Annotated in this window: 23 protein-coding genes; 13 read left to right on the top strand and 10 right to left on the bottom strand. The window is 70.1% G+C overall.

The features are described from left to right. Window positions 1-35 precede the first annotated feature (35 nt). Complete coding sequence (locus Q0D75_RS01315) at window positions 36-1,172, bottom strand: polymer-forming cytoskeletal protein (RefSeq protein WP_291048476.1); 1,137 nt, start codon at window positions 1,170-1,172, stop codon at window positions 36-38. 288 nt (window positions 1,173-1,460) lie between these two features. Between Q0D75_RS01315 and adhP the strand changes: the two genes are divergently transcribed. Next, window positions 1,461-2,471 carry an alcohol dehydrogenase AdhP gene (gene adhP, locus Q0D75_RS01310; protein ID WP_291048474.1) on the top strand — a complete coding sequence of 337 codons (1,011 nt, stop codon included), beginning with the start codon at window positions 1,461-1,463 and terminating at the stop codon, window positions 2,469-2,471. 99 nt (window positions 2,472-2,570) lie between these two features. Here adhP and Q0D75_RS01305 read toward each other — a convergent pair whose 3' ends face one another. From Q0D75_RS01305 to Q0D75_RS01285, 5 genes are all read right to left on the bottom strand, one after another. Continuing rightward, a complete protein-coding gene (locus Q0D75_RS01305; protein WP_291048472.1) occupies window positions 2,571-3,683 on the bottom strand; it encodes an ABC transporter permease in 1,113 nt (370 codons plus the stop codon). Further along, the gene (locus tag Q0D75_RS01300; RefSeq protein ID WP_291048469.1) at window positions 3,680-4,690 is read right to left on the bottom strand and encodes an ABC transporter permease; all 1,011 of its coding nucleotides are present in this window, start codon (window positions 4,688-4,690) and stop codon (window positions 3,680-3,682) included. The genes Q0D75_RS01305 and Q0D75_RS01300 overlap by 4 nt, the downstream gene beginning before the upstream one ends. Next, window positions 4,687-6,306, bottom strand: coding sequence for a sugar ABC transporter ATP-binding protein (locus Q0D75_RS01295; protein WP_291048467.1), 1,620 nt, complete (start codon window positions 6,304-6,306; stop codon window positions 4,687-4,689). Before Q0D75_RS01295 ends, Q0D75_RS01300 begins: the two co-directional genes overlap by 4 nt. Before the next feature lie 96 nt (window positions 6,307-6,402). Then, window positions 6,403-7,491: a substrate-binding domain-containing protein gene (locus tag Q0D75_RS01290; protein ID WP_291048464.1), complete on the bottom strand. Its 1,089-nt coding sequence runs from the start codon at window positions 7,489-7,491 to the stop codon at window positions 6,403-6,405. Between the two features lie 188 nt (window positions 7,492-7,679). Beyond that, window positions 7,680-8,813, bottom strand: coding sequence for a sugar-binding protein (locus Q0D75_RS01285; protein WP_291048461.1), 1,134 nt, complete (start codon window positions 8,811-8,813; stop codon window positions 7,680-7,682). A gap of 137 nt (window positions 8,814-8,950) precedes the next feature. On the opposite strand from Q0D75_RS01285, the gene Q0D75_RS01280 reads away from it, so the two are divergent. From Q0D75_RS01280 to Q0D75_RS01230, 11 genes are all read left to right on the top strand, one after another. Then, window positions 8,951-10,057 (top strand): Gfo/Idh/MocA family oxidoreductase, encoded by a 1,107-nt coding sequence (locus tag Q0D75_RS01280; RefSeq protein WP_291048459.1) that lies wholly within the window; start codon window positions 8,951-8,953, stop codon window positions 10,055-10,057. A gap of 105 nt (window positions 10,058-10,162) precedes the next feature. Then, window positions 10,163-11,077, top strand: a complete 915-nt coding sequence (locus Q0D75_RS01275; protein ID WP_291048456.1) for a sugar phosphate isomerase/epimerase — start codon at window positions 10,163-10,165, stop codon at window positions 11,075-11,077. A gap of 49 nt (window positions 11,078-11,126) precedes the next feature. Next, the gene (locus Q0D75_RS01270; protein ID WP_291048453.1) at window positions 11,127-11,870 is read left to right on the top strand and encodes an SDR family oxidoreductase; all 744 of its coding nucleotides are present in this window, start codon (window positions 11,127-11,129) and stop codon (window positions 11,868-11,870) included. A 28-nt stretch (window positions 11,871-11,898) separates the two neighbouring features. Further along, window positions 11,899-13,026 (top strand): aldose 1-epimerase family protein, encoded by a 1,128-nt coding sequence (locus Q0D75_RS01265; RefSeq protein WP_291048450.1) that lies wholly within the window; start codon window positions 11,899-11,901, stop codon window positions 13,024-13,026. A gap of 110 nt (window positions 13,027-13,136) precedes the next feature. Beyond that, a complete protein-coding gene (locus Q0D75_RS01260) occupies window positions 13,137-14,399 on the top strand; it encodes a CoA transferase (RefSeq protein WP_291048448.1) in 1,263 nt (420 codons plus the stop codon). Then, window positions 14,396-15,565: an extracellular solute-binding protein gene (locus Q0D75_RS01255; RefSeq protein WP_291048445.1), complete on the top strand. Its 1,170-nt coding sequence runs from the start codon at window positions 14,396-14,398 to the stop codon at window positions 15,563-15,565. Before Q0D75_RS01260 ends, Q0D75_RS01255 begins: the two co-directional genes overlap by 4 nt. A 1-nt stretch (window position 15,566) precedes the next feature. Next, window positions 15,567-16,370 carry an enoyl-CoA hydratase/isomerase family protein gene (locus Q0D75_RS01250; protein WP_291048442.1) on the top strand — a complete coding sequence of 268 codons (804 nt, stop codon included), beginning with the start codon at window positions 15,567-15,569 and terminating at the stop codon, window positions 16,368-16,370. Between the two features lie 41 nt (window positions 16,371-16,411). Further along, window positions 16,412-17,614: a fumarylacetoacetate hydrolase family protein gene (locus Q0D75_RS01245; RefSeq protein ID WP_291048440.1), complete on the top strand. Its 1,203-nt coding sequence runs from the start codon at window positions 16,412-16,414 to the stop codon at window positions 17,612-17,614. After that, complete coding sequence (locus Q0D75_RS01240) at window positions 17,611-18,699, top strand: LacI family DNA-binding transcriptional regulator (RefSeq protein ID WP_291048438.1); 1,089 nt, start codon at window positions 17,611-17,613, stop codon at window positions 18,697-18,699. Before Q0D75_RS01245 ends, Q0D75_RS01240 begins: the two co-directional genes overlap by 4 nt. A 51-nt stretch (window positions 18,700-18,750) precedes the next feature. Beyond that, on the top strand, window positions 18,751-20,262 hold the full coding sequence (locus tag Q0D75_RS01235; protein ID WP_291048436.1) for an aldehyde dehydrogenase (NADP(+)): 1,512 nt from the start codon (window positions 18,751-18,753) through the stop codon (window positions 20,260-20,262). 157 nt (window positions 20,263-20,419) lie between these two features. After that, window positions 20,420-21,721, top strand: a complete 1,302-nt coding sequence (locus Q0D75_RS01230; protein WP_291048434.1) for a helix-turn-helix transcriptional regulator — start codon at window positions 20,420-20,422, stop codon at window positions 21,719-21,721. Between the two features lie 86 nt (window positions 21,722-21,807). On the opposite strand, the gene Q0D75_RS01225 is transcribed toward Q0D75_RS01230, so the two are convergent. Further along, window positions 21,808-22,551 carry a DUF429 domain-containing protein gene (locus tag Q0D75_RS01225; RefSeq protein ID WP_291048432.1) on the bottom strand — a complete coding sequence of 248 codons (744 nt, stop codon included), beginning with the start codon at window positions 22,549-22,551 and terminating at the stop codon, window positions 21,808-21,810. A gap of 91 nt (window positions 22,552-22,642) precedes the next feature. On the opposite strand from Q0D75_RS01225, the gene Q0D75_RS01220 reads away from it, so the two are divergent. Continuing rightward, window positions 22,643-23,422 (top strand): class I SAM-dependent methyltransferase, encoded by a 780-nt coding sequence (locus Q0D75_RS01220; protein WP_291048430.1) that lies wholly within the window; start codon window positions 22,643-22,645, stop codon window positions 23,420-23,422. 532 nt (window positions 23,423-23,954) lie between these two features. On the opposite strand, the gene mnhG is transcribed toward Q0D75_RS01220, so the two are convergent. From mnhG to Q0D75_RS01205, 3 genes are read right to left on the bottom strand one after another with little or no spacing between them, the layout of a single operon-like run. Further along, window positions 23,955-24,347 (bottom strand): monovalent cation/H(+) antiporter subunit G, encoded by a 393-nt coding sequence (gene mnhG / locus Q0D75_RS01215; RefSeq protein ID WP_291048428.1) that lies wholly within the window; start codon window positions 24,345-24,347, stop codon window positions 23,955-23,957. Next, a complete protein-coding gene (locus Q0D75_RS01210; RefSeq protein WP_291048425.1) occupies window positions 24,344-24,607 on the bottom strand; it encodes a monovalent cation/H+ antiporter complex subunit F in 264 nt (87 codons plus the stop codon). Before Q0D75_RS01210 ends, mnhG begins: the two co-directional genes overlap by 4 nt. After that, a complete protein-coding gene (locus tag Q0D75_RS01205; protein ID WP_291048423.1) occupies window positions 24,604-25,191 on the bottom strand; it encodes a Na+/H+ antiporter subunit E in 588 nt (195 codons plus the stop codon). The genes Q0D75_RS01210 and Q0D75_RS01205 overlap by 4 nt, the downstream gene beginning before the upstream one ends. Between the last annotated feature and the right edge of the window lie 5 nt (window positions 25,192-25,196).

Here is a 25,196-nt window from a genome sequence, read left to right as displayed (position 1 = left end):
TGAGGTGGATTGATGCGGCTTGTATGGGAGCCTCGTCATAAGGTGGCAACCGGAGGGCGGGTCGCCACTGGTGCGCCGATGGCTTCGCGGGTCTTGGTGCTCCAGGGGCGCTGTCGGTGGAACTCGAGCAGCTGAGCGCCGAGGCCGAAGAACACCATCGCCAGCCATACGAGGATGTTCAGCCAGGGGATGTGCAGGGCGACGATCAAGATCGCACCGCCCACCAGGGATTTCACGAGAGGCTGTCCATGGCCTCGCAGGACGACCCTGCCCAGGTAGTACGCGCCGTAAGCGAAGCTCGCGAGGGTGAGCACCGACCAGATCAGGATGCCGGCCAGGGCCAGGGGCGCACCGACGACTGTCACCAGCAGGAACAACAGTGCGACGGGAACGGTCATCGAAGCGATGAACCCGACCAGAAGGGCCTTCCACGGCGACGGGATCAGGTGATCTGTGACCTGGTGAAGCCAGCGGGGGAGAAGGAGTCCAGCGAGGAGGGTGATGAGGCTGAGGGCCACGAGTGCGTAGAGCAGTCCGAGGAACCAGCCGCCGATGACGGCCCAGGGGGATGGTTCTGGTGTTCGGGGCGGTTCGATGCGCTCGACGGTGCCGGTGACGGCACCCTCATCGATCAGGGCCTCGTTGTCGCTGGTGTACGACACATCGCCACCAACTGCACCACTGATGGTGAGTCGGTCCACACTGAGCAGCAGGTCGCGGCCGATGTCACCTGAGACGGTGGCCGTGGCGGCGCTTCCGACGACGTCGTCACCGAAGGCGCCCGAGGGCGTGATGGCGATGTCTGCAGCGAAGATGGTGCCGCTTCGGGTGACTTCGCCGCTGACCGTGACGTTCTGAGCGGCGAGCCGCACGTCGCCGTCGACCGTTCCGGTGATCGTGATGGTCTGGGCTGCCGCGATCACATCACCGGTGATGTCACCGCTGATGGTCACACTCTGTCCGGCCGCATACACATCGCCGTTGACGGTGCCGGTGACATCGACGACCGCTCCCGTGTAGAACTGAGGTCCCTCGGTGCTGCCGGCAGCGGACAGCGCACCCGCGGGTGAAGCCGCTCCTGCCGTACTCGCCCCGGCTGCGAGGGAGACGGCGACGACACCGATCGCAAGGCTGGTGCCGAGAATCCAGCGGGGGACACGTGCAAGACGCATGGGCGTACCTCTCGAGACAGGTGGTGGGCGTGGCCACAGTCTGGGTCGCCGCATGGACCTCGGAGAGGACGTAAGTCCCAAGACACGACCGGTGGCCGATTCGCGAGGGCCCCGCGGAAGAACGTGGGCGTCTCACGGAAGTCCCTTCGATATGAACAAGGACGGCACGCGGCATCCCGAAGGACTAAGGACCCGAAGACGTGAGCGTGGTACTGGAATCGTCCTGTCTGACGGCCCGTCGCCACCCGTCCAGATCCTCACACCGCGCCCATTCGAAGGAAGACTCCCATGAAAGCCGCTGTCGTCACCTCGTTCACCGCACCGCTCGAGATCAGTCAGCGGGAGGTCCCTTCCCCCGGCCCCGGACAGGTGTTGGTGCGCCTGGAGACCTGCGGGCTGTGTCACACCGATATCCACGCCGCTCACGGCGACTGGCCCGTGAAGCCCACCATCCCCTTCGTGCCCGGCCACGAGGGCGTCGGAATCATCGAGCAGCTCGGTGACGGAGTCACCGACCGTACGATCGGGGAGCGCGTCGCGATTCCCTGGCTCGGCTATGCGTGCGGCGAATGCCGATACTGCATCGACGGCCGCGAGACTCTCTGCGAACAGCAGCAGAACAGCGGCTATTCCATCGACGGCGCCTTCGCCGAATACGCCGTCGCGAGTGGTCGCTTCGTCGTGCCTGTGCCCGACGGCATCACCTCGTTGGACGCCGCACCCTTGACCTGCGCGGGAGTGACGACTTACAAAGCGCTCAAGGTCGCCCGAATCGTACCGAGCGAACGTGTCGCGGTGTTCGGCATCGGCGGCCTCGGGCATCTCGCGGTTCAGTACGCCCGCATCCTGGGCGGAACGGTGATCGCCGTGGACATCGAGAACCCCAAGCTCGACCTCGCCCGCGACCTCGGTGCCGACCACCTCGTCAACGCTGCCGAGGTCGACCCGGTCGACGCGATCAAGGCCGTCGGTGGAGCAGACGTCGCCGTCGTCCTCGCGGCCTCCCCGCGGGTATTCGAGCAGGCGTTCGCGTCACTGAATCGCGGGGGCCGGCTGATCTGCGTCGCCCTTCCCGCTGAACAGCAGATGAGCATCTCCATCTTCGAAACCGTCCTCAAAGGAATCTCGATCATCGGCTCCATCGTGGGCACCCGTCAGGACCTCGCCGAGGTCTTCGCCCTCCACGCTGCGGGACGCACCAAGATCATCGCGGAAGGCAGGACCCTGGATCAGGTCAACGACGCCATCTCGGAGGTGCTCTCCGGCAAAATCCTCGCTCGCCTCGTCTTCGAGTATTGAAATCCTCCGAACGATACGAGACAGCTCGCATCGTGATCTCGTCACAGGCGTGGGATGCTGACCGCCGCTGTAGCGGGATTCGGGGGTGGGCTGCGCGGGCTACGCGGCGCGGCGGCGGCCGTACAGGGAGATGACGATCAGGATGATCGCTCCGTAGATGAGCTGCTGGATGTTCGCGCCGAGGTTGAGCACGGTCACGAGCGTCGACACCTGGCCGAGCACGAGCGCGCCGCCGACGGTGCCGACGACCGAGCCTCGGCCGCCGAAGATCGACGCGCCACCGACCACGACCGCGGCTACCGAGGCGAGCAGGTAGCTTGCGCCCATGGTGGCCGAGGCCTGCTGGTAGTAGCCCACGATCACGATGCCGGCGAAGGCCGCCAGCACACCACTCAGCATGTAGCCGGTGATGCGGATGCGGTCGACCGGCAGCCCTGCGAGGCGAGCCGTCTCGGCTGCGGCGCCCACTACGAACAGCGAGCGTCCCCAGCCGGTGAACGAGAGCACCAACTGCAGCACGAGCATCAGCGCGAGACCGAGCGGCAGCACCGCGGGCATCGTGATTCCGAGCAGCGAGATCTTCGCCGAGGTGATCGCGATCACGAAGTCGGGCGTCACCGTCAGCTCCGAGAAGTTGAACGCGAGCAGGATGACGCCGAACAACAACCCGTTCATGGCGATCGTCGTGACGATCGGCGTGAGCCCGAGCTTCGCGATCACGGCCCCGTTGAAGAAGCCGATCAGGGCACCGGCGGCCAGGGCGGCCACGAAGGCGCCGACCGGGCCGAGCGGCCCCACGAGCGTCAAGAAGGCCAGCGCCGAGAAGCCGATCGTGTTCGGCACCGACAGGTCGATGCCCGCCTGGATCACCGCGATCGTCTGCCCGTACGAGGCGATCGAGAGGATGATCGCGAAGGTCGCCGTGCCGATCAGCGAGTCGATCGTCACGAGGTTCGGCCGGATCAAGCCGCCCACCGCGAACAGCACCACGAAGGCCACGAGCGGCCAGACGGCGCGCGGCACCCGCGACAGGAACGAGGCGTGCGAGCCGCGGGGCGACTCGGGCGACGAGGAGTCGGGTGAGGGCGAAGCCGATCCGTCGGCCGGCCCGCCGGTGTCCAGACCCGGCGCGGTGCCGAGCGGCCCGGTCGACGCGGGCGTGCCCACGGTCTCGGGAGTGCCGGTGACGGAGGATGTTCCGGGCGTGGTCATGAGCGTGCCCCTCTCGCTGCGAAGGCGATCCGTTTCCAGACGACCGGGATGCCCACGACCGCCACGATGATGAGTGCGCTGATGACGTACTGCCAGTAGGAGTTGACGCCGGCGAAGAACAGCAGGTTGCCGATCAGGCCCAGGGTGCAGGCGGCCAGGATGGTGCCGATGATCGAGCCGCGCCCGCCGGTGAAGGCCGCGCCGGCCAGAGCCACGGCCGCGATCGAGGACAGCAGGTACGGGTCGCCCGATCGGGGATCCCCGGTGACCGTCGAGGCGGCGAGCATCATCGCTCCGAACGAGGTGATGACGCCGGCCAGCCCGAAGGCCAGCAGCTTGGTGAGCCGTGCGTTCAGGCCCGCGGCCCGCACGCTCTCCATGTTCGAGCCGACGCCGTAGATGTGCCGGCCGAGCGCCGTGCGCTGCAGCAGCAGCCAGAGCAGCACCGCCACGACGGCCAGCCACACCAGCGCCACGGGCACGAACGGCAGCAGCTCGCCGCTGGTCGCCAGGTAGATCTCCTTCGTGACCCCGCCGCCCGGCCGGTCGAGCACCTCACGGGCGAGCGAACCGAAGATGAAGGCGCTGGCCAGCGTCACCGCGATGGCCGGCAATCCGCCGTAGGCCACGAGCAGCCCGTTGAACAGGCCGCACGCGAGGCCCACCCCCATCGAGAGCAGGATGGCGACCGGCACCGGCATCGTCTCCAGCTGCACCGCGAACACCACGTTGCACAGGCTCATGATGGCGCCGATGGAGATGTCGATGCCGCCCACCAGCACGATGATCAGCTGGCCGAGCGCCACCAGCGCGAGCGGCACCACGAGGTTCGCCGCGGTCTGCAGCTGGAACCGCGTGAGCAGCGCCGGGTTGATGATCACGTAGACCACGAAGAACACCACGAAGGCGCCGATCGGGGCCACGGCGCCCTCGCGGCGCAACCGCACCACGCCGGTGCCGTTCCACCACCGCGTGGCGAACGAGGGGGCGGGGGAGATGGCGCTCATCGGACGAGCCCTTCCTGTGCGACGTTCGAGTTCGGGGGTGAGGAGATGGGGGCCCCGGATGCCGCGGCCGCGGTCTGCGCGGCCAGACTGCCGGTGGCACCCACCGCGGCGCCCACCACGTTGTCGGCGGTGAGCCGGTGGTCGATCAGCTCGTCGGCCACCTGCCCCTGGTAGAGCACCACCACGCGGTGGCACACGTGCACGAGCTCTTCGACCTCGGTCGAGAACCAGAGGATGCCGACGCCCTGCTTCGCGAGGTCGACGATCGCGCCGTAGAGCTCCTGCTTCGCCCGCACATCGATGCCGCGGGTGGGGTCGTGCAGCAGGATGACCGTGCGGTCGCGGTTCATCCAGCGCCCGAACACGAGCTTCTGCTGGTTGCCGCCGGAGAGCGACCCGGCCAGCTCGTTCGGCCCGCGGGTACGAACCGACAGGGCGTTCAGGATGCCGTCGATCCAGCCGCGTTCCCGGGAGAGACGGGGTCGCCCGCCGAGCTGGTAGGCCCGGTACCAGGGTGCCAGCAGGTTCTCGCCGACGCTCATCTCGAGGGCGAGGCCCTCGCGCTTGCGGTCTTCGGGAACGTAGCCGAGGCCGTTGGCGACCGCGCGCACCGGGGTGGTGCGGCGGATGCGGCGCCCGCCCACGGTCCACGAGTCGGCCTGCGCCGGGCTCGCGCCGAACAGGGCGCGCAGCAGCTCGGCCTGGCCGTGGCCCTGCAGACCGCCGATGCCGAGGATCTCGCCGGCGCCGAGCGAGAGGTCGATGCCGTGCAGGCCTTCGGCCCGCAGGTTCTCGACCGACAGCGCCACAGCATCCGTCGTTCTAGGCGGGGGAGAGGGGAAGAAACGCTCGGCCTCGCGGCCGGCCATCATCGAGATGAGTTCGTCGTCGGTCCAGCCGCCGCGCACGAACTCGCCGGCGACCTTGCCGTCGCGGAGCACGGTGCCGCGGTCGGCGATCTCGGCGATCTCGCCGAGGCGGTGCGAGACGTAGATCACGCTGCCGCCGCGGGCGGTGAGCTCGCGGATGCGCGCGAACAGCCAGGCGACACCGGGCGGCGTGAGGGCGGAGGAGGCCTCATCGAGGATGAGCAGCTTCGGGTCGCCGGCCAGGGCGCGGGCGATCTCGACCAGCTGCCGGTCGGCGAGAGAGAGGGTGTCGACGGCCGCGCGCGGGTCGATCTGCGGCAGGTGCAGTGCTTCCAGCAGCTGCTTGGCCTTGGCCACCGACTTCTTCTGCGAGAAGCCGCGAAGGGGCGCGCCGTCGGGGAGGGAGAGGTTCTCGGCCACGGTCCAGTCGGGCACCAGGGCGAGCTCTTGAAAGGCGCAGCGCACGCCGGAGAGGCGCGACTGCTTCACGCTGCCCGAGGCGAGCGGTTCGCCCGCCACGGTGATGCTGCCGGAGGTGGGGGTCACGGCTCCCGCCAGCATCTTGGCGACGGTGCTCTTGCCGGCGCCGTTCTCGCCCACCAGGGCGAGCACTTCACCCGGGTTGCAGTGGAAGGTGACGCCCTGCACGGCCTTGACGGGGCCGTAGCTCTTCACCAGGTCGGTGGCGGCCAGCAGGGGCGCCGCGGTGGTGGCAGGCGCGGGGCCGGGCGCGGTGGGGTCGGACACGGATGCTCCGTTTCGAGGGGAGGTCGAGAAAGCGGGAGGGAAGGCACGGGTGCCGCGGCCGCGAGGCGATCCGCAGCACCCGTGCCGGAGGCGGGACTACGAGCCCGAGTAGTACTCCATGACCTGGTCGAGGGTCAGGTCGAGCCCCGGGAAGTCGTAGCCGAGCTGGAAGTTGGCCGGCTTGTCGTCGAGGCAGTAGTCGCCCGCGTTCTCCTCGGTGATCTCCAGCGGCGGGAAGTACTGCTCCTGCTCGATCTTCTCGCCCTCCAGGAGTGCGACGGCCTGCTCGAGGCCCTTGGCGTAGATGGCGGGCTGGCCGAACACCATGTCGCCGGTCAGGCCCTCGGGGGCGTACTTCTCGAGCGTGCAGGCCTCGCCGTTGTAGCCGGATCCACCGACCACCGGAACGAAGGGGAGCCCGGCGGCCTTGAAGGCCTCGGGGATGCCCTGACCGCCGGTGAGGAAGGAGTAGACGCCGCCGACATCCGGGTTCGATCGCAGGATGGTGCTCATCGCCTCCTGGGCGGTGGCCTCGTTCCAGCCGTTGGTGTCTTGCGCGACGACCGTGGCGCCGCCGCCCTCGAGCGTCTCGATCACGCCGGGCATCGTGCCCTCGTTCAGCGGCACGCCGGCCAGGCCTTCGAGCACGGCGATGTTCTTGTCGGTGCCGAGGCTCTTCAGCAGCCAGTCGGCGCCGATGGTGCCGGCGCTGCCCCAGTCGGTGGAGACCACGTAGACGTCGGGGTTGTCGTAGGGGCCGCCGTTGGCGATGACCGGGATGCCCTGGGCCGCAGCCTGGGTGATGGCGGCGTCGGCGCCGGAGGAGGAGGCCGGGTCGAAGAGGATGAGGTCGACGCCGTCGGCGATGAGGTTCTGCATGGCCGCGTTCTGCTGGGCGGCGTCGTTGTCGTTGGTGCGGACGATCTTGAGCTCGACCTTGTCCTTGTACTCCGGGCTGTTGGCCAGGGCCTGCAGCGAGGCCAGGCCCATCTCGCGCCAGGCCTGTCCGCCGAGGGGCTGCTCGAAGCCGATCACGAACTTGCCGTCACCGCCGGCGTCGGTGGAGCCGGCTCCGCCGTTCTCGGCCGGAGCGCTGGTGCAGCCGGCGAGCAGGGCGAGTGCCGAGGCGCCGGCCAGAACGGCCGATGCCTTGACGAGGCGACGGGTGTGCTGTGTTCCTTGCATGATTTCTCCCTTGAAATCGGTGGGTCACGATGTCGGCGCCTGCGTGTCCGGTCGTGCAACGGTGCAAGGGACAGGTAGTGCGCAACGGGTGTGATTCGGGACACTAGCGCAAAAATGGCAGCGCTACCAGTAGCGCTGCCAGATTCGCGACAGATCGTTCCCGAGGCGTGACCGGACGCCTCGCCCGCCTACAGGCCGACGTCGGCGGCGCTCACGAAGCCGGAGTCGACGAGCTTGGACTGCACGTCGTCCTTCACCACGACCTCGGGGTCGAGCTGGTACGACTTCACCGTGGTGGCGCCGTTGTCGAACTCGGTGGTGGTCTCCACCTCGGTGCCGGCCACGATCGAGGCGATCATCTCGGCGGTGCGCTCGCGCAGCACCCGGGTGTCCTTCCAGGCCGTCATCGCCTGCTCGCCGCTCAGGATGGCCTTCACGTTCGCCTTGTCGGCATCCTGGCCCGTCACGATCGGCCAGCCCTCGCCCGCCGAGTAACCGGCGCCCTTGAGGGCGGCCTCGATGCCGAGCGCGAGGCTGTCGTTGGGCGAGAGCACCACGTCGACCTTCTCGCCGCCGGTGTAGAACGACGACAGGCGGTTCTCCATCTCAGCCTGGGCGTCATCCGAACCCCAGCCCAGGATGCCGATCGAAGCCCAGTCGTCGTTCGAGGCCGGCGCCTTGCCCGAGGGCACGACCAGCTGGCCGTTCGCGACGTAGGGCAGCAGCACGTCCCACGCCCCCGAGAAGAAGTAGCGGGCGTTGTTGTCGTCGGGGCTGCCGGCGAAGGGTTCGAAGGTGAACGGCCCCTTGCCGTCTTCGAGCCCTAGGCTGTCGACGATGTAGGTCGCCTGCAGCTCGCCGACCTTCTCGTTGTCGAAGCCCGTGTGGTAGTCGACGGCGTCGCTGTTGTTGATCAGGCGGTCGTAGGCGATCACCGTCACGTCCTGCTTCTGGGCCTCGGCGAGCACCGGGCCGAGCGTCTCGCCGTCGATGGCGGTGATGACGAGGATCTTCGCGCCGCCCGCGATCTGGTTCTGCAGCTGCGAGATCTGCTGGTCGGTCTTGTTGTCGGCGTACTGCAGGTCGGTGGTGCAGCCCTGATCCTGCAGCAGCTTCTGCAGGCCCTCGCCGTCGTTGATCCAGCGTTCGAGCGAGCGGGTGGGCATCGAGATGCCCACGTTGCAGTCGCCGCCGGCCGCGTCTCCGGCGGCATCGGTGCTTCCCGCGCCACCCGTGCTGCAGGCGGCCAGCGACGCCAGGAGCGTGGCCCCGGCCGTGAGAGCGAGGGCCTTGCGGATGCGGCGGCCGTGGGGTGATCGCATGATTTCTCCTTTGAAACGAACTGTTGACGAAACGCAGGAGCGACACTACCGTGGCAATGGCAGCGCTGCCAGTAGCGCTATCACACACACTTCGTTAGTGTGATCGAACCGTCGCAACGACGCGATAAGGAGATGATGTGACCCTCACACCCGATGCCCTCGCGCCGGATGCTCTCGCCCCGGATGTCGACATCCGCAGCCGCAGCCACCGCATCGGCTGCATCGGCGCCGGCGCCATCATGGCCGACCAGCACCTCGCCGCGTACCAGCTGGCCGGGTTCCCGGTCGTGGCCATCGCCTCCCGCACCAAAGCCAACGCTCAGGCGGTGGCCGATCGCTACGACATCGCGACCGTGCACGAGACGCCCGAGCAGCTGATCGCCGATCCCGCCATCGAGATCCTCGACATCGCGTATCCGCCCGACCTGCAACCGGCGCTCATCCGTGCCGCGCTGGCCCAGCCGCACATCAAGGCGGTGCTGGCCCAGAAGCCGCTCGCGCTCGACCTCGACGAAGCGATCGCGCTGCGCGACGAGGCCGCTGCGGCAGGGAAGATCCTCTCGGTCAACCAGAACATGCGCTTCGACCAGTCGATCCGGGTGCTCAAGCAGCTGCTCGACGCCGGCGCCCTGGGTGACCCCGTGTTCGCGCAGATCGACATGCACGCCGTGCCGCACTGGCAGGGCTTCCTCGAGGGCTACGACCGGCTGACCCTTGCGAACATGAGCGTGCACCACCTGGATGCGCTGCGGTACCTCTTCGGCGACCCGAGCGAGATCACCACGGTGGTGCGCGAAGACCCGCGCACCACGTTCGAGCACGAAGACGGCATCGTCGTCTCCACGCTGCGCTTCCCGGGGAACGTCCTGGCGCTCAGCGTCGAGGATGTCTGGGGCGGCCCCTGCGAGGAGGGCTACGACGACGACTTCTTCATCAAGTGGCGCGTCGAGGGCACCGCGGGCGTGGCCAACGGCACCATCGGCTGGCCCACCGGCGAACCCTCCACCATCCGCTACGCCTCCAAGCTCACCACCGGCGGCCAGTGGGTGCAGCCGAGCTGGGACACACACTGGTTCCCGCACGCGTTCATCGGCGTGATGGAGCAGGTGCAGTACGCGGTCGACACCGCCACCGCGCCCGAGCTCTCGGTCGCCGACAACGTCAAGACCATGGCGCTGATCGAGGCGGGCTACCGCTCGATCGCCGAGAAGCGCCCGGTTCGGCTCGACGAGTTCCCCCTCTAGACCCGACCACTCCGAACCCGGCGGGGCCCACCCGCCTCGCACGAGCATCCGTACCCCTACTTCGCACAACCCCACCACCGGAATCACACAAGGAGCAATGACGCCATGATCCAGCTGGGCATCTTCACCGCCTACTACCCCTACGACCTCAAAACTACCGCCGAGAAGATCCGCGCGCAGGGCTTCAACACGGTGCAGCTCGACCTGCACTTCAAAGATCTCGACCTGAGCGCGGGCCAGATCACCAAGGAGAAGGCGAAGCTGGTCAGCGACACCTTCCGCGACCACGACCTGCCGATCTCGGCCATCTCGGGTTACACCAACATCGTGCACCCCGACCCCGAGCACCGCGCCGCCAACGTGGCGTACCTCAAGGAGATCATCCGCAACGCCCGCAACTTCGGCAGCAAGTACGTCATCTCCGAGTCGGGCACCTTCAACCCCGAGAGCGAGTGGGACCACGACCCGCACAACCGCTCCGAAGACGCCTACGACCAGGTGCGCACCGTGCTCGCCGAGCTGGCCCAGGAGGCCTACGACCACGGCGCCACCTTCCTGCTCGAGACCTACGTGAACAACGTCATCGGCTCGGTGCGCGAGACCGTGCGCGTGTTCAACGACATCCGCACCCCCGGCCTCGAGCTGCTGATGGACCCGACGAACTACTTCGACGCCACCAACATCGACGACCAGGCGCTCGTGCTCAACGAGGTCTTCGACACCCTCGGCGACCGCGTGCGAGTGGCCCACGCCAAAGACGTCAAGCGCGCGGGCGACGACAAGAGCGAGAAGCACGCCGACATCGGCGACGACGACGCGCTGGCCTCGCACACCTTCCGCGGTGTCGGCGAGATCGAGCTGCCGGCTGCGGGTCTCGGCTCGCTCGACTACGAGCTGTACCTGCAGCGCCTCTCCGAGCAGAGCCCGAACGCGCCGCTGATCATCGAGCACCTCGACGAGAGCGACATCCCCCGGGCCAAGCAGTTCGTCACGGATATCCTCAAGAAGTACACGATCTGAGGCATCGGGGAACGGCATTCCAGGCAAGGATCGAACGGAGAATTCAGTGGTGCACGACAAAGTAGCGGTGATCACGGGGGCCGGCGGGGCGCTCGGGCGGGCGACCGCCCTGCGGCTGGCGGCCGACGGGTTCGCCATCGGGGCGCTGGGGCGGCCGAGCGTCGAGCTCGCCGAGACGGTGGCGTTGGTGGAGGCCGCCGGGGCCGGCGCACGGATGCTCGAGGTCGACCTGCGCGACGCCTCGGCCATCGAGGCGGCGATCAGCACCACGGAGGCGGAGTTCGGCCCGGTCGAGGCGCTCGTGAACAACGCCGCGATCTACCCGAGCACGCCGTTCCTCGAGATCCCCCTCTCGGAGTACGACGACGTCGTCACCGTGAACCAGCGGGGCTACTTCTACGCGGCCCAGGTGGCGGCGCGCGGCATGGTCGCGCGCCGCTCCGGGGCGATCGTCAACGTCGGCTCGATCACCTGGAACGGCGGCTGGTCGAACCTGGCCAGCTACGTCTCCACCAAGGGCGCCGCGGTGGCGCTCACCCGTGCCCTTGCCCGCGAGCTCGGCGAGTTCGGGGTGCGCGTGAACGCGGTGGCTCCTGGCGCCTTCCCCACGAAGGCCGAGGAGATCCAGGGCGACGCCGCCGAGTACTCGGCGCACGTCATCGAGCACCAGGCCATCAAGCGCCGGGGCACGGATGCCGAGCTCGCCGCGGTCGTGTCGTTCCTGGTGGGCCCCGACTCGTCGTTCGTGACGGGTCAGACCATCAACGTCGACGGCGGCTGGGTCATGAAATGACGGCAACACACGAAAGAGGGATGGCCCTGTGAACATCTTCGGCACCGAGCTCTCGCGGCTCGACCTCGAACGGCGCACCGGCGACCTGTCGGCTGTGGCGGGCATCCGCTCGGTCGTGCTCGACGACGGAGTGGAGAGGGGTGTTCGCGCCCTGCAGCTGCGCACCGCGGCCGGTCTCGAACTCGAAGTGCTCGTCGACCGGGCCTTCGACCTCGGCTCCGCCTCGCTGCGCGGCGTGCCGTTCGGCTGGCGCTCGGGCAACGGCTTCCGGCACCCGGGCCTGCACGAGCACAGCGACGAGGGCGGGCTCTCGTGGCTCCGTGCTCTCGACGGGTTGCTGGTCAGCGGCGGCCTCGACCACACGCTCTTCGGCGGCGAGGTCGACGCCACGCGCTACGGCTACCCGCCCAAGCAGTCGGTGACGCACGGCTTGCACGGCCGGCTGACCGCCATCCCGGCGAAGCTGCTCGAGGCGCGCGAGGTGCCGGCCGCCGACCCGTCGGGCACTCCGGTGTTGCGGGTGGTCGGCGAGGTGATCCAGGCCACCTCCTTCGGCGAGCACCTGCGGCTCACCCGCACGATCGAGCTCGACTTCGACGGGCGCGAGATCCGCCTGCACGACGTTGTCGACAACCTCGGCTTCGAGCCGACGCCGCACATGTTCCTCTACCACCTGAACATCGGCTGGCCCTTCGTCGACGAGGGCACCGAGTTCGTGGCGCCGATCGCCAAGACGCTCTGGGCCTCCGACTCGGCGGCCGAGCAGGGCGTCTCGTACCGCATTCTGCCGGCACCGATCACGGGCTTCGTCGAGCAGGTGTTCGAGCACGAACTGGTGCCGGATGCGGACGGCCGTCACCACGTGGCGCTGCTGGCCGCCGACGGCGCCCGGGGCGTCGAGGTGAGCTGGACCGCGGCGGGCATGCCGCACTTCTTCGAGTGGCAGAACCTGCGCGCCGGCCAGTACGCCGTGGGCCTGGAGCCCTCGACCCACCACGTGGGCGGCGACGGTGCGGCTCGCGACGACGGCTCGATGACCTTCCTCGAGCACGGCGAGCGCCGCGAGTACTCGACGGTCATCCGGGTGCTCGAGGGCCCTGCCGAGGTCGATGCGGTGCGCGACGCCATCCGCTCCATCGCCGGTCAGCCCGAATAGGGATGCTGCGATGCCGATCCAGGACGGCCCTGATACCATGATGTTAGCGCTGCCATACGCCGTGGAGTCCACGGGCGGATGCGCAGCCCACGAAGCGCGAGGAACCCACCATGACTGAATCCACCGCCGCAGACTCGGCTCCCGAAGTGCTCTCCGGCATCCGGGTGCTCGACTGCTCGATCGCCATGGCCGGTCCCTTCGCCGCGCAGCGTCTCGGCGACCTCGGGGCCGACGTGATCAAGGTCGAGCCGACCACCGGCGAGTGGCAGCGGCACGCGGCGGCGGGCGGCGCCACGGGCAATCGCATCAACGTCTCGTTCCTCTCGCTGAACCGCAACAAGCGCTCCATCGGGGTCGACCTCAAGTCGCCCGACGGCAAGGAGATCCTGTACGAGCTCGTGAAGACGGCCGACGTCTTCCTGCAGAACTACCGGCCCGGCGTCGCCGCCCGGCTCGGCGTCGACTACGAGACGCTGAAGGCGATCAACCCGTCGATCGTCTACGTGTCGATCTCGGGCTACGGCGAAGACGGCCCCTACCGCAACCGTCCGGGGCAAGACCTGCTGCTGCAGGCGATGAGCGGCGCCATGCTCTCGGCCGGCAGCGCGGGGCATCCGCCTACCCCGGCCGGGCAGTACCTGGTCGACGCCATCACGGCCTCCACCGCCTTCGAGGGCGTGCTCGCCGCGCTTTTCCACCGGGAGCGCACCGGCCAGGGGCAGCTCGTGTCGGTGAACATGCTCGATGCCATCACCACGCTGCAGATGCAGGAGCTCTCGGTGTTCACCGTCGGCGGGGTGGCGCAGAAGCGCAGCGCCGAACCGCACGCGCATGTCTACATCCGTGCCCCGTACGGCGCCTTCGCCACGGCCGACGGCTACATCGCGCTTGCGATGCCCGAGCTGCACGCGCTCGGCGAGGTGATCGGCGATCCGTTCTTCGCCGGGCTCGACACCGAGACCGACAGCTGGACGCATCGCGACGAGATCTTCTCGCGCACCGCGGCGCGGCTCGCCACCGAGTCGTCGGAGCACTGGCTCGAGGCCTTCTCGGCGGCCGGCATCTGGGCAGGTCCCGTGTACGACTACCAAGACCTCGTCGACGACGAGCAGATCGCGCACAACGGCACCTTCATCGAGTACGAGCACCCCACCGAGGGGCTCGTGAAGACCCCCGGATTCCCGTACAAGCTCTCGGAGACGCCCGCGCGTATCGACCGCGGGGCGCCGCTGACCGGCCAGCACACGCGCGAGATCGTGGCCGAGCTGGGGCTGGACGCGGCGCGCATCGACTCGCTGCTGGCCGCCGGCGTGCTGGCGTCGGAGTCGGCGGAGCCCGCCTCGGAGCCCGCTTCGGTGCGAGAACCCGCATGACTCTGCGCGGCATCACCTGGGACCACCCGCGTGGCCGCGACGCGCTCGAGGCGGCCGCGGCCGAGGCCCGGGAGGCCGGCGATCTCGACCTGGAGTGGAGCGCGCATCCGCTCGAGGGCTTCGAGTCGCACCCCATCGACGACCTGGCGCAGAACTACGAGCTGATCGTGCTCGACCACCCGCACCTCGGCGAGGCGCTCGAGCACGGCTCGCTGCAACCGCTGGATGCCGTGGTCGGCGCGGCCGACATCGAGCGCTGGTCGCACCAGGCGGTCGGCCCCTCGTTCGACTCCTACTCCGTCGACGGTTACCAGTGGGCGGTGCCGCTCGACGCCGCCGCTCAGGTGGCCGTGCACGACTCCCGCCTGCTCGGGACACCGCCCGCCACCTGGGCCGAGGTCGCCGACCTCGCCCGCTCGGCCCCCGTGGCCCTCTCCCTGGCCGGCCCCCACGCCTTCCTCACCTTCGCCTCGCTCTGTGTCGCCTTCGGCGAAGCCCCCGCCCAGCATCCGGCCGACGGCCCGATCGTCACCGACGAGACCGCCGCGCGCGCGCTCGAGGTCATGCGGGGGATCGGAGAGCGCGTGCCGGAAGGTACCTCCGGGCTCAACCCCATCGGGCTGCTCGAGCGCATGAGCACCGCCGGCGACATCGCCTACTGCCCGCTCGTCTACGGGTACGTCACGTATTCCTCGCCGAGCATACGATTCGCGGATGCCCCGGTGGCGGTGCCCGGCGGCCGTCACGGGTCGACCATCGGCGGCACCGGCCTCGCCGTGAGCGCACACACCGAGGTGACTCCCGAACTCGTGGCGCACATCCGTCACCTGATGGATCCGCAGACGCAGCGCGGTTTCATCCCGCAGCACGCCGGGCAGCCCTCGAACCGCGCGGCCTGGCTCGACGCCGAGGTGAACCGCGACAGCGCGGACTTCTACCGCTCGACGCTCGCCACCCTCGACGACTCCTGGGTGCGGCCGCGCTTCGCGGGCTACATCCCGTTCCAGACCGCGGCCTCGGCGATCGTGCGCGAGATCGTGACCGGTGAGCTCGGCATCGAGCCGGGCATCCGCCGCCTGAACGAGGCCTTCGCGGCCGCACCCATCGACGGCCACGCCGCCGCCGATGCCTCCGTCCCCACCCGCAGCACCGCCGAAAGGGTCTGAGATGACCAGCGAATCCGCCCCACTGCCCGTGCTCGCCACCGGCGACATCCTGCTCGAGCTCGACGAGCGCGTGCTCACCATCACGCTCAACCGGCCGCAGAAGCTCAACTCCGTCACGCAGGAGATGTCGGATGCGCTGGTCGAGGCCGCGGAATGGGCCAATGACAGCGACGACGTGCGCGCTGTGGTTCTGACCGGCGCGGGCGAGCGGGCGTTCTGCGCGGGCTCCGACATCCGCTCGCTCGACAAGTACGCGACGCCGTGGGACTTCCGCAATCGTGTCGACTACTGCGACGCCCTGCGGGAGCTGCGCAAGCCGCTGATCGCCGCGGTGAACGGCTACGCCTTCGGCGGCGGGCTCGAGACCGCGATGATCTGCGACATCCGCCTCGCCTCGACGACCGCGAGCTTCGCGGCGCCCGAGATCAAGCTCGGCTGGATCGGCGGCGGCGGCATGAGCACCTTCCTCGCCCACTCGATCGGGGCGAGCAACGCGGCGCTGATGATCATGACCGGCGACCCGATCAGCGCGCAGACCGCGCTCGGCTGGAGCCTCGTCTCCGAACTCGTCGAACCCGAGGGCCTCGTGGCCCGGGCGCAGGAGCTCGGCCGCACCATCGCCGCCCGGCCGCCGATCGCGGCGGAGACGGCCAAGGCCAACCTCCGTGCCGCGTTCAACCTCCCCCAGGATGCGGCGATCGCCTACGAGCGCGACCTGCAGACGGTGACCTTCGCCACCGACGACGCTGCCGAGGGCCGAGCCGCCTTCGCCGAGAAGCGCGCGGGCGTCTTCCACCGCCGCTAGCCTCACTTCCGCCCGCACCCCCACCGACCGTAGGAGTCCCGATGACCAGCACCACCCCCACCACTCCCTGGGCGGGCACCGCCACCGAGGCGCTGCCGGGCGACGGATACGCGGGCACGCTCGTGGGGCGGGTGTGGCTGCCCGAGGCGCACGGACCCTCGCCCGTGCTCGTGACCAACGAGGGCGTGTTCGACCTGAGCCACCGGTTCGCCACCGTGAGCGCGCTCACCGAGCAGGCGCAGCCGGCCGTCGCCGCCCGCGAGGCCGCCCGCGACGGCGCACGGCTCGGCGGCTTCGACGAGATCTACGCCAATACGACTACGGCCACCCGCGACCGGTCGCAGCCGTGGCTGCTCGCCCCCGTCGACCTCCAGGTGCTGAAGGCCGCCGGCGTCACCTTCGCCGTCTCGATGATCGAGCGCGTGATCGAGGAGCGGGTGCGTGGCGACGCCGAGGCCGCCGCCCGGATGCGGGAGAGCATCCTGGCCGAGATCGGCACCGATCTGCGCGAGGTGCGCCCCGGATCCGAGGCCGCCATCGCGCTCAAGGAGTACCTCGTGGGGGAGGGCCTGTGGAGCCAGTACCTCGAGGTGGGCATCGGCCCCGACGCCGAGATCTTCACCAAGGGCCCGAGCCTCTCGGCCATGGGCACCGCTGTTCAGGTGGGCGTGCTCAGCACCTCGCAGTGGAACAACCCCGAGCCCGAGGTGGCGCTGATCGTCGACTCCGCCGGGCGGATCGTGGGCGCGACCCTCGGCAACGACGTGAACCTGCGCGACGTCGAGGGCCGTTCGGCGCTGCTGCTGCCCAAGGCCAAGGACAACAACGCCTCCTGCGCGCTCGGCCCCCTCATCCGTCTCTTCGACGACGGGTTCGACCTCGACGCCGTGCGCAGCATGACCGTGACCCTCGAGATCACCGGCGACGACGGCTTCCGCCTCGACGGCAGCTCGGAGATGGCGCAGATCAGCCGCGATCCGCTCGAGCTCGTCGGGCAGCTGCTCGGCTCGCACCACCAGTATCCGGACGGCGCGGTGCTGATGCTCGGCACGATGTTCGCGCCGATCGTCGACCGCGACGAGCCCGAACGCGGCTTCACCCACAAGACCGGCGACATCGTGCGGATCTCCTCCGCCCGACTGGGTAGTCTGGTCAATCAGGTCGAGCAGAGCGAGAGGTGCGAACCGTGGCAGTTCGGGATCGGCGCGCTGATGGCGAACCTCGCCAGGCGGCAGCTCTTGTGAGCAGCGACGGGGTGGCGGTCGCCGAGTCGCTGATCGCGCCCGCGGTCGAGGCCCCGGGTGCGCGCCAGTCGCGCCGCTCCACCAACACCGTCACGCTCGACGACGTCGCCCGGCACGCGCAGGTCTCGCCGCAGACCGTCTCGCGCAGCATCCGCACCCCCGACCTCGTCTCCGAGTTCACACTCGAGCGTGTGCGCGCCTCGATCGCCGAGACCGGGTACGTGCCGAACCTCGCCGCCTCGAACCTCGCCTCCAACCGCAGCATGACGGTGGCCGCCATCATCCCCGCCATCTCGGCCTCGGTGTTCGCGGATGCTCTGCACGGCCTGGAAGAGATCCTCGCCCCCGCGGGCTACCAGCTGTTCATCGGCTCCACCAGTTACCGCCCCGCTCACGAGGAGGAGCTCGTGCGGGCCTTCCTCGGCCGGCGCCCCGACGGCATCTTCATCGTCGGCACCGAGCACTCGGCCAACACCACGCACCTTCTGCGCGAGTCGAAGGTGCCCGTGATCGAGGCCTGGGATCTCACCGACGACCCGATCGACAGCCTGGTCGGCTTCTCGAACCGCGACGCGATCCGCGCGATCGTGGAGTTTGCCCACGAGCGCGGGTACCGGCATCCGACGTTCGCCGGATCGCTGCAGCGCGGCGACTTCCGTGCCGCCGCCCGTCGCGCGAGCTTCGAGGAGGCCGTGCCCGAGCTGTTCCCCGGCGAGACCGTGCGCGTGGTCGACTCCGGCACCTCGACCGTCGACTACGAGACCGGCCGGCGCCTGCTCGACGAGACGCTGAAGCTGCACCCCGAGACCGACGTGCTGATGTTCGCCAGCGACGTGTTCGCGGCCGGTGCGCTGCTCGAGTGCACGCGCCGCGGCATCCGGGTGCCCGACGACCTGGCGATCACCGGCTTCGGCGACTTCGAGATCGGCCGGCACCTGGTGCCGACCCTCACCACGGTCGCGGTGCCCAACCGCCAGATCGGCACCGTCGCCGGCGAGCTGCTGCTGGCCCGGATGAACCACACCTCCGCCGAGACCGCCGAGGTGGATCTCGGCTTCTCGGTCGTGGCGCGCGAGAGCGCCTGACCTCCCCTTCTTCTCTCACCCCCTCGAAGCCCCACTCCCAAAGGACGCACAATGTTGAAGACCACCGATCCGCGCACGGGTGTTAGCGCTGCCACCACGATCGAGCCCACCACGCCCGCGGGCGTCGACGCCCTCGCCGGCCGGGCCGCCACCGCAGCGCACGAGCTGCAGAGCCGCGGCCGTGAGTTCCGCGCCCAGTTGCTCGACGCCATGGCGGATGCCGTCGAAGCCGCCCGCGACGAGCTCGTGGCCACCGCCGACGCCGAAACCGGACTCGGTGTCGCCCGCCTCACGGGCGAATCGGGCCGCAGCGCCTTCCAGTTCCGGCTGTTCGCCGAGGCGGTGCGCGAGGGCGGCTTCGTCGAGGCCGCGATCGACCACGCGGGCGACACACCGCTCGGTCCGGGCCCGGATGTGCGTCGCATGCTGGTGTCGATCGGCCCGGTCGCCGTGTTCGGCTCGAGCAACTTCCCCTTCGCCTTCTCGGTGCTCGGCGGCGACGTCGCCTCGGCGATCGCGGCCGGCTCGCCCGTGATCGTGAAGGCGCACGGATCGCACCTGCTCACCTCCAAGCGCTCGTTCGAGGTGCTGCAGTCGGCGGCCGAGGCCGTGGGCGCGCCCCGCGGCACCTTCGGCATCGTCTACGGCCAGGCCGCCGGAGTGGAACTCGTCAAGCACCCCGCCATCAAGGCGGCCGGCTTCACCGGCTCGCTCGGTGCGGCCGAGGCCTTGCAGAAGGCGATCGACACCCGCGAGGAGCCCATCCCGTTCTTCGGCGAGCTCTCCAGCATCAACCCGCTCGTGGTGTCGCCGGGGGCGGCGGACGCCCGGGGCGGCGCCATCGCGGAGGGCCTGTTCACCTCCTACACCGGCTCGGCGGGCCAGCTCTGCACGAAGCCCGGCATCGCCTTCGTGCCGGCCGGGGCATCCGGTCAGGCCATCGTCGACGCGCTCGCCGGGCTCACCGCGGGCGCGGCGCCGCAGGTGCTGCTGAACGACCGCATCCAGGGCTCGTTCGGCGACATCGAGGAGCGGCTGAAGGCGGCCGGGGCCGTGGAGGTGGCGCAGGGAACGGCGGTTCCGGATGCCGGCGCCGGGTTCTCGGTGTCGCCCACCCTGTTGGAGACGTCGGCCGCGAACCTCGGTGCGGAGCTCGCCGAGGAATGCTTCGGCCCGCTGATCGTGGTGGCGCGCTACGACTCGCTCGAGCAGGTGGCGGAGGCCTTCGGCCGCATCCCGCGCTCGCTCACGGCCACGCTGCACGTACAAGACGAGGAGACCGACGTCATCGCCGAGCTCGCGCCCTCGCTGGAGGCGAGCGCCGGGCGGATCGTGTTCAACGGCTACCCCACGGGCGTGCGGGTCACCTGGGCACAGCAGCACGGCGGGCCCTGGCCCTCCACCAACTCGCAGCACACCTCGGTGGGCGTCACCGCCGTGCGCCGCTTCCTGCGCCCGCTGGCCTGGCAGAACGCGCCGCAGTCGGCGCTGCCCGAAGAACTCCGCGATCAGTACACGGCCATCCCCCGTCGCATCGACGGGGTGCTCGTGCTGGCGGGCTGAGCCCGATCGTGCGCCGGGAAGGCACTCAGCCGCCGACCGCTGCACCGCTCGACGGCTGAGTGACTTCTCGACAGTCGTCGAGCGTTCGCTGTCGAGGGCCCGCACGCACGCTGTGAGCCCTGAGCGTACGGCGCGCCTTGCCGGTAGCGTCAGGGGTGTGACCGATCTGGCCGATGTGATTCCCGGGCTGGGGTCTGCCCTGGAGCGTCTCACGGCGGAGTCGGTGCTGTCCCGGTCGGCCGGCCGCTACGCGGAGGCGCTGTCCGACGTGCGGGAGTGCCACGACCTGCTGCACGACGTTCCGGATGCCGCCCTCGAGCCGCTGCGGCCGAGCCTCGTGCCGCTCCGTCTGGAATGGGCGCTCACGCTCGCTCTGGCCGGGCGCTCGGTGGAGTCGCTGCGCGGCTACGAGCGCACGCACGCCGAGGCCGTGCTGTACGGTCAGCGCACGATCGCGGCGTCCGCAGCGGGTTCGGCGGGCATCGTGCACGCCTTCGGCGGCGACCTGCGCAACGCCGACGAGTGGATCGTGGAGAGCCTGCGGATCAGCGGGGAGAGCGAGCCGGCGACGTCGACCCGGCTGGCGCAGGCGCTGGTGGGTCTCGCCCGGGCCGACGAGGCGGCGGTGGAGTCGGCGCTCGCCGACGGGGAGTTCCTCGAGTCGGCGCCGTCGTGGGCGATCCACAGTTTCGCCGAAGGCCTCCAGGCCGTCGCGAAGGGCTCCCCGCAGGCCGGCCTCGCCCGGCTGAACTCCTCGGTGCGGGCGCACTTCCCGCGTACCTGGAGCAGCGGTATGAACGCCTGGCTCACCTGCGCGGCCCGTGCCTACCTGTATCTGGCCGTCGGCGACGTCGACGGCGCCCGCACCGTGTTCGAGACCGCGCACGGCTCCACCGACGAACTCGGCGGTGAGCTGATCGCCTCGGCCCTGGCCTGGACGCGGCTGCGCGACGGCGATCCGCGCCGGGCGTCCTCGCTCGCCTCCTCGTACATCGACGGCGGCCGCGGACTCATCGGCACCACCATCAACATGGCGCTCGTGGCCGCGATCGCGAACCTCGACCTCGGCAACGACGAGATCGCCGGGGAGCTGTTCCGCTCGGCCTTCGACCTCGCCGAACCCGACGGCCACCTGGCGCCGTTCCTGCGGGCCACCCCCGAGGAGCGCACCCGCCTGGCTGCGCTCGCCGGGGTGTCGCTCGCGCATCCGACGCTCGACCTGCTGAACGCCCCGGTGACATCGATGCCGTCCCGCGCCCGCCCCCGGCTCACGGGGCGCGAGAAGGTGGTGCTTCGGCACATCGTCGACGGCCGCACCAACGACGAGATCGCGGTGCTCGAGCACGTCACGAAGAACACCGTGAAGTCGCAGGCCAGCGCACTCTTCCGCAAGCTCGGCGTGAGCAGCCGCTCCGACGCCATCGACGCCGCGACGCGCGTCCCCGGCCTGCTCTCCTAGCCGCACCGCACCGCACCGCACCGCACCGAGTCGCGCCGCGGCGGGCCGGGCCGGGCCGATTCGCCGGGAACCGCCGCGCGGGCGGCTTAGGTGCGCGGGTCGAGCGCCGTCAGGGGCACCGTGGGGAGGGCGACCCAGCCCTCCCGGCGGGCGCGCTCCAGGTCGGCGGGGCCCGGCGCATCCGCGAGCCCGAGGGCGGCGGCACGGGCGCCGAGCGCTGCGACTACGGCGTCGAAGGCGTCGCCCGAGGAGACCATGAGGGCCTCCCGCCCTCGCAGGTCGAGCCACGGGGCAGCCGCCGTGAGGCGCTCGAGCAGCAGGCCCCGGCTCTCCGCGCCGGTTCGGTAGCCGGTCGTGTCGAAGCCCCAGAGCCGCAGGGTGGCGCCGGGGTAGACCTCGGCGACGAGCCCGGAGCCCGAGCGATCGGCATCCAGCCCTCGATCGCGGAGTCGGCCGAGCAGGCCGGCGCAGCGCATCGCGGTGAGGCCCAGCCGGTCGGTGGAGACGCTGAGCGGCCAGCGCCCAGTGACCTCGCGCACGCGGCGGTCGGTCTCGCGGTAAGCGAGGGTGCGACGCCAGTCGAGGCCGCCGTCGAAGCGGGCTTCGGAGGCGGGGTCGGAGTGCGCCACGACGAAGTCGACGAAGCCGTCCGGCCAGCCCAGGGCGCAGTCGATGCCGAGCTTGGCGACGGAGCCGGCCGTTTCGACGATCCGGCCGTCGTCGACGCCGAGGTGCAGCTGCGTCAGGGTCGCCCCGGCGCTGCTCCAGTCGAGAACGGCGAGGGCCGTGCCCTTGCTCTCGGCGGCGAGGTCGACTCCGGCGGTGAGCATCCCACCAGGCTAGCCCGGCCTCGGGGGAAGGGCGTGTGCCGATTCGGCACGGGATTGTGCTGATGAGGCGACTGTGCGGCACAGTGGGGCTGTGACCGAACACGACGCCGAGACCACCCACCCCGACCGCGAGAACACGCACGCGCAAGAAACCTCGCACGCCCACCACGAGCAGGGGCACCAGCACGGGGCCGGCGGGCGGCCGCCGGTGGATCGGGATGCCGACGTGGCCGACACCTGGAACGAGTTCTACCGCGCCGGCCCGCGCTGGAGCGGCAAGGTGAACGCCCTGCTGGCGCACGCGCTCCCGGATGCGCCGTCCACCGGACTCGGTGACGGTCCGCGGCCCCGGGCACTCGACCTCGGGTGCGGGCTCGGCGCCGACGCGCTCTGGCTCGCCCACCGTGGCTGGGATGCCACGGGGGTGGATGTCTCGCAGGTGGCGGTCGACGGATGCCGCGCGCTCGCCGAGGAGGCGTTCCGCACGGGCGAACTCCCGGCCGGCGCATCCGTGCATTTCGAGCAGCACGACCTCAACGAGGACTTCCCGACCGGCACCTACGACCTGGTCACCGCATCCTTCTTCCACTCGATGGTGCGGCTGGACCGCGAGCAGATCCTGCGCCGCGCCTGGGCCGCCGTCGCGCCCGGCGGCCGCCTGGTGCTGCTCTCGCACGCCACCTTCCCGCCCTTCGCCGGCCCGCCTTCGGACGTGGTGCTGCCGACCGCCGCGCAGACCCTCGAGGCGCTCGAGCTGCCCGCCGACGCCACCTGGATCGCCACCGTCGAGTACGCCGACCAGCAGCTGGAGGGCCCCGACGGCGAGACCGGCACCCGCTCCGACCACCTGCTCGTGATCACCCGCCGCTGAGGCCACCGGCCGAGTTCACTCCAGCGACCCTGAGGCCGACTGCCGCCCCCGGGAGGGGTACTGGCCCCGAACCTCGCTGGAGTGAACGCCTTAGCTCGGCTCAGCACCTCCACCAGCTCGTGATCCGGATCGGTCGAGGCCAGTGGGCCCCGCCGACCGAGCCTCCCTCTCTATCATCGGCATCGCGATGCGATCAGCGCTGGGCTGCGGGTGCTGTCCGTGCGCTTCGAGTGCCAGATCGAGCTTCAAGACGGCCAGCACAGTCATCACGTTCCGAAGGGGCACGTCGCTTCGGCCCTGCTCGAAGCGCACCCACCATCAGCGAGTGACGCCGGCTGCCTCGGCGACCCCGAATTGCGATCGCTTTTCGTCCTGGCGGCGCGGGCGGGCGATTCGCCCGACGTCGTCCGTCATCCGCGCACGCATCGTCTCCCTCGAATCACGCCGGTCGTGTACTGGCTGGATGTAACGCAGGGCGTACGTGATGGGGAATGTAACGCGAATGCGACATTCGGAGAATGTACGGTTTGTGTTACATGTCGGAGCGGGGGTCGCGGGGGGTGAACTCGTCGATGACGAGGAGGTCGCGGCGGAAGTGGTCGGTGCGGTAGGCCGCGCGACCGGCCATGTGCGCCGAGGCGGGGGCCGTGAGCGCCTGGAAGAACACGATGGCGACCGCGAGCGTGATGGTGCCGAGGGAGGGGTTGGTGACCGCCACATCCGCCACGATCGCGATCAGGCCGAGGATCTGCGGCTTGGTGGCCGCGTGCAGCCGGGAGAGCACGTCGGGGAAGCGCAGCAGGCCGACACCCGCCGCGAAGCACATCAGGGCCGCGAGCAGCACGAGCACGGCCGTCACGATGTCCCGGATGCCGATGCCCGGCACGCCGTCGATGTCGAAGGAGAAGAGGTCGGCCGGGGTCATGTGTCGTCCCTCGAGGAGATGAAGCGCGCCACGCTGACCGAGCCCACGATGCCGAACAGCGCGAGACCGAGCATCACGGGCAGGTTGTCGGTGTGGCCGTTGATGGCCATCTCCGCGCCGATCGCGATCATCGCCGTGGCGACCAGCACATCCGAGGCGATGATGCGGTCGAGAGCCGACGGCCCGCGGATGATGCGCCAGATGGCCCCGATGGCGCCGACGGCCATCAGCAGGCCGGCGATGATGACGACGACGATCACGAGGCGCCTCCTTCCCGCGTCGACGGAGTTCCGGATGCGGCACCGGTCGATGAGCTCGGTCCCGAGCCGGCCTCGGCCTCGCGCAGCCGCGCGAGATCGTCGGCCGAACCCGCGGCCAGGATCAGGCGCCGCTCCGTGGCCAGAACCTCGCGCTTGAGCGCCGGCACCTCCGACACCGAGTGCACGTTCAGCGCGTGCAGATACAGCGTGGCCGACTCCCGGTCGATGTCGAGCACGATCGACCCCGGTACGAGCGAGACCGCCTCGGCCGTGAACGTCATCACGAGGTCGGAGCGGGTGCGCAGCGGCACCGCGATGATCGCGTTCGACGGCCGGTAGCCCGGGCCCACGGCGAGCCACGCGATCTGCAGCGAGGCGCGCACGATGTCCCACACCAGCCGCAGGAAGAACACCAGCGCCCGCCACGGATTGAACCGTCCGCTGAGCCGCACCGCCGGGAGGTAGAACACGGCCGAGACGAGCAGGGCCAGCAGCACTCCGGTCACCAGCGCGAGCCAGGTGAACTGCCCCCAGAGCAGCATCCAGAGCAGCACCAGGCCGAGGAAGGGCACGAGGCCGCTCACGATCC

Source organism: Herbiconiux sp., from assembly GCF_023264855.1.
Lineage (GTDB): Bacteria > Actinomycetota > Actinomycetes > Actinomycetales > Microbacteriaceae > Herbiconiux.
The sequence above is the reverse complement of the archived record's forward strand: the minus strand, read 5'-3'. Positions and strand labels throughout refer to the sequence as shown.